Raw genomic sequence first — 4,733 nt, forward strand, 5'->3', positions numbered from 1 at the left:
TTTGAGGCGATGATGCTCTCAACACTGCTTGTTAGCGAGCCGCTTACGTTATTCATCGTTTTTATTTTAGGGAAAATTTTACTCATCATCTTCGGTAGCCGTGCTGCGCCAGAGATGATTTTATCTTCACCCGTTAGCATCGCGCTCATCTGCGTAAAAGCTCCTATCATCGGCGTTACGCGCTCTACGTTATCAGGGATTTGCACCTCTTTGCCGCCGTCGTCCACGACGATACGTGCCTGCAAGATACAAACCGCCAAAAATAAAATCGCCAAAATCTTTCTCATTTTTTCTCCTTAAATGATCGGAACGCAGGAGTAGACGCTTCTGCCCTCGATCTCGTTTTTTACTACTCTTATATCGGCACCTTAAGCGAGTTTCAAATTTTCATCCGTTATCGCTTCGCTCGCGCTGCCGTAGATGATGTTTTGATCCCTTTTTAAAAGCGCGACCTTGGCGTCTATGCAAAAAGCATGCTCGGCAAAGTGCGAAGTCATGATGATCTTATGCCCGTTTGCCGCTAGCTCCTTTACGGCTTTTAGGATTTTTACTTGGTTTCCAAAGTCCAAATTTGAGGCGGGCTCGTCAAGCATCACGGCATTTGCCTCCTGCGCTAAAGCCCTTGCGATTAAGACCATTTGCCTCTCGCCGCCGCTGATATCGGTGTAAATTTTATCCGCAAATTCGCTCATTCCTAGCATCTCAAGCTTTTGAAGGGCTATCTTTACGTCCTTTGCGCTTGGATTTTCAAAGGCTCTGATATAGGGCGAGCGCCCCATTAAAACGACGTCTAAAACCTTAAAAGCAAAGGGCGGCGTGTGAGCCTGAGGCACGTAGCTAACGAGCTTTGCACGCTCTTTATCGTTTAAATCGAAAAAGTTTCGTCCGTCAGCTAAAATTTCTCCACCAAAAGGCTTTAAAAATCCCAAAATCGTCTTAAAAACAGTCGTTTTACCTACGCCGTTAGGTCCTAGCAGGCATAAAATTTCTCCGTCTTTTAGCTCTGCATTAAAATCCTTTACGACCAGCTTTTTGCCGTATCCGCAGCTTAAATTTTTTATATTAAATTTCACAGCCAGCCCTTTTTACTTTGATAAAGCAAGTAGATAAAAACGGGCGCGCCGATGAGCGAGGTGATGATGCCAAGGGGTATCTCGCTAGCCATCGCGCACCTTGCGATCGTATCAACTACTAGCAAAAATAGCGCGCCAATTAGCATTGAAGCCGGCAATAGAGCGTTAAAATTTGCCCCCACGATAGAGCGAGCTATGTGCGGCACGATGAGCCCGACCCAGCCTATGATACCGCAAAAAGCCACGCTAGAAGCCGTCAGCAAAGTAGAGGCGCATATGATGACAAAGCTGTAAAATTTGACGTTTACGCCCATGGCCTTAGCTTCTTCTTCGCCAAATGCCAAGATATTTAGCCTAAATCTAAGCAAAAACAGCGGTACCGAGCAAAACGCCGTGACGCCTAGCATATAAAGGACGTTTTGATACCCTCCGGTGCGAGCCAGGCTACCCATTAGCCAAAATGTAATCTCGGGTAGCTTGTTTTCGCTATCTGCTAGAAATTTTAAAAGCGAGCTAAAAGCGCCAAAAAGCGAAGATATGACGACGCCTGAGAGTACCATTATGATGACGTTTAGCTTGCCTCTAGCGATTAGCTGGCTTAAAAAAACCACCGCAAAAACAGCCGCGAGTCCAAAGCCAAAAGCCGTTAGCGAAACGTAAAGCACGGGCAGGGAAAGGATGATAGCGATGCTGGCGCCCACCGCCGCGCCGCTAGATACGCCTAGGATATCAGGGGAGACTAGGGGATTTTTAAAAAGCCCCTGATACACGGCGCCGGCTGCAGAAAGAGCGGCTCCCACCAGCACTGCAAAGGCGATGCGAGGGAGCCTGATCTGCGTTATTACAGCGTGAGCTTGCTCGTTTGACGGAGGCGAGCCAAACAGCAATGATTTTAAGCTAGAAAAAATTTCAGCCGCCCCCAGACCGTATCTGCCAAGAGTCAAGGAAGCAAAAGCACAAACTATCAGCACGATCGTTAAAACAGCAAAAAATACTTTGTTACTCAAATTTTACCTCGCTTACGTCGTACCACATGGCGTAGCTTTTCGTCGTTCGGTAAAATTTGACTCCGCCCTTATCTTTTACTAGCCATTTATCCACGTTTTTTCTAAAAATTTTCTCTTTTTCTTTTGGGATTTCTCCGACGAATTTTAAAAATTCGTAAGCCTCGTCCTTGCCCGTAAAACTCTTTTCGTAAACGGTGTCAAATATCCGTACGTTTACGTTTGCGCCCAGATCATAAAGCATATTAAAAGTGACGTTGTAGCCAAACATCCTAGGATTTTCGTTTATAAAAGGCGCGCGTTTTGAAGCTATTTCGTCGATACCCGCAAGTAGATCCATCCAAATTTCTCTAAGGCTTGGATAGTCCTCCAAAAAGCTAGTTATGCATACGTATTTTTTCGCCGCGTCGTTTAGCCTTTTTATATCGCCAAGACCGACCGAACGCGAGGCAACGACGACATCGTGCTTGCCGATTATTTCTAACGCGTCTTCGTCTAGCCAGCTTTTCTGTAAAAATTTTATATTTTCTACGTCGGCATTTTCGGCGTTTTGCTCGCAAAATTTAAGCATTTCTCCAAACGCGTCAAGCGCGGTTAGGCTTTTAGCCCGTCTAGCCATAGGCACGCTAAGGCGTCCCGGTCCGTAGCCCACGTCTAGCACGCTATCTTTATCCGTGATAGGCAAGGCACCGGCTAAAATTTGCGCGCTACGCTTTTCAAGCTCAGCCATGCCGTTATACATCTGGGCTATTTCATCCCAATCAACCGCACTTCCGCCGGCTCCGTCTCGCGTCATAGGCGCAAATTTGAGTTCCCTAATCGCCTGCCAGTTTAGTAGTCCTTGCATTTTTTCTCCAAAAAATAAGTTTTTAAATTTGAAGCCAAAGCAAAATTTGACCTCAAATTTAAAAGTAAAATTTAAACGGCGGCTAGATGCTAACCGCCGCTAAATTTAAAAGTGAAGTATTGGGAAATAAACCTCTAAAATTTAACTTCGGCTGAGAGCATAAACGTCCTGCTCTGTCCCAAAAAAATACTTGTGCCCGCGCCCGTCGTAGTTCCGTCGATATTTGACGGGAACATTCCGACTCAGTATTTTTTATCAAATACGTTATTTACGTTAAATCTTAACGTAGTTTGCTTACCTAACCACTCTTTGATGTCACGTAGCGGATGCCAAGGTCTGTGGTAAAGTATGCAGGCACTGCGTTTACGTTGCGCTGATCGGCGTAGCGTTTGCCCGTGTAGTGTAAATTTGCGCTTAGGGCTAGCTTATCGGTATTTGGCACGACGTAGTCAAAGAGTAAATTTGACTGAACTTTTGGGTTCGCCGACTACGATTTTGCCCTGCGCATAAGCTTGTTTTGCCTTTTTTAGCTTAGGCTGTATTAGCGCAACGCCACCCATTACGCTAAGATCGTTTGTTATCTTGCCTCCCGCGGTAAGCTCCATGCCTCTATTTACCTGCTCGCCTTGGATGCTATATTCGTTGTTGTCGCCTAGATAGGCTATCGGGCGTTTTATCTCATAAAGCGCCGTAGATAGGTCAATATCTTCTATCCTAGCTTTTGCGCCGATCTCGTATTGTTTGCTTCTAAACGGCTTTAAGACGACCGTTTCGCCGTATCTTGGATTGGTTCTTTCGTAGGTGTAGCTTGAGCCTGCTTGCAAGCTATCTGCGTAAGTGAAGTATAAGCTTACGTTTTCGATAGGGCGATAAATAAAGCTCGCAGCATAGCTAGTGCCGCTCTCATCGTACGTTTTTACGCCTGTTTGCTTGTTTTTGTTCTCAAAGTTGCTTCTGGCTGCGCTTAAAATGACGCTAAAGTAGTCGTTTAGCTTAATATCGTCGGCGATAGTGAGGTTTTTCATAATTGTGTCACTACTCTTATAAGCTCCGCCGCCTTTTGTTACGTGCGGATTTGAAAAGGTTTTTGGATTATATAAATTCGAGTTGCCCAAATTTGCTCTTCCGCCGGCGGTTTTTGCGCCGTATATCGTCCATATATATCCGTTTGCCTGCACGCCGAAGTTGTGCTCTACGCCGAGCGTCTCAAACTCTGTCGTGGCTTTAGCAAACCAGCTTTGCACGTCAAACCTGCTGGCAGCGCCGTTTCCGCCGCTAGCTGCTACGCTAAAATCGCCGTTTTGGTTGATAAAGGTTTTGTTAGTACCGTACATATCGCGGATGGCTTTTTGCCACTGATAGCCGCCCTCAAAATACCAACTTTCAGTCGGCGCGTATTTAAATTTAACGCTAGCGGTCGTAGTTTTTAGGTTGCTTCCCGCCCACTCTTGCTCTAAGCCCGCTTTCGTGTTTTTAGCAGCATCCGGAACGGCAAAGTTTAAAACGCCGTTTCTACCAGTTATCGAAAAACCGCCCGGATTTCCTAGCATTCTGTGTTTGTAGTAGCTAAAATTCGTCTCGATAGTAAAATTTTCGGTTAGATAAAAATCAAGCCCTAGGCTAGCTAAATTTCTTTCGTAGTCGCTATTTTTAGCTTGCTTTGCGCCGTCGCTCTTGTAAAACACACCTCGGTAGCCGACGTACTCGAATCTATCCGAAGTATCCCAACCTATACCGAAATTTGAGCGGCTCGTATAGTCGGACCAAAACGTATTTGAAAACGGTATCGGACGCTTTCTGGTATAGTTA

At 45.6% G+C, this 4,733-nt stretch carries 5 protein-coding genes and 1 pseudogene; all 6 read right to left on the bottom strand.

Annotation, left to right across the window (positions count from 1 at the left end; genetic code table 11):
• Nucleotides 1-287, bottom strand: a pseudogene (locus Q0314_RS09045) (iron ABC transporter substrate-binding protein); the annotation flags it as partial.
• 81 nt (nt 288-368) lie between these two features.
• Nucleotides 369-1,073, bottom strand: coding sequence for an ABC transporter ATP-binding protein (locus Q0314_RS09050; protein WP_298058403.1), 705 nt, complete (start codon nt 1,071-1,073; stop codon nt 369-371).
• Nucleotides 1,070-2,080 carry an iron ABC transporter permease gene (locus Q0314_RS09055; RefSeq protein ID WP_298058404.1) on the bottom strand — a complete coding sequence of 337 codons (1,011 nt, stop codon included), beginning with the start codon at nt 2,078-2,080 and terminating at the stop codon, nt 1,070-1,072. Before Q0314_RS09055 ends, Q0314_RS09050 begins: the two co-directional genes overlap by 4 nt.
• A complete protein-coding gene (locus Q0314_RS09060) occupies nt 2,073-2,924 on the bottom strand; it encodes a class I SAM-dependent methyltransferase (RefSeq protein WP_298058405.1) in 852 nt (283 codons plus the stop codon). The genes Q0314_RS09055 and Q0314_RS09060 overlap by 8 nt, the downstream gene beginning before the upstream one ends.
• Before the next feature lie 298 nt (nt 2,925-3,222).
• Nucleotides 3,223-3,366 carry a hypothetical protein gene (locus Q0314_RS09065; protein WP_298058407.1) on the bottom strand — a complete coding sequence of 48 codons (144 nt, stop codon included), beginning with the start codon at nt 3,364-3,366 and terminating at the stop codon, nt 3,223-3,225.
• Nucleotides 3,367-3,373: 7 nt separating this feature from the next.
• A partial coding sequence (locus tag Q0314_RS09070) for a TonB-dependent receptor (RefSeq protein ID WP_298058409.1) occupies nt 3,374-4,733 on the bottom strand: 1,360 nt, incomplete at its 5' end.

Source organism: uncultured Campylobacter sp. (genome assembly GCF_938040115.1).
Lineage (GTDB): Bacteria > Campylobacterota > Campylobacteria > Campylobacterales > Campylobacteraceae > Campylobacter_A.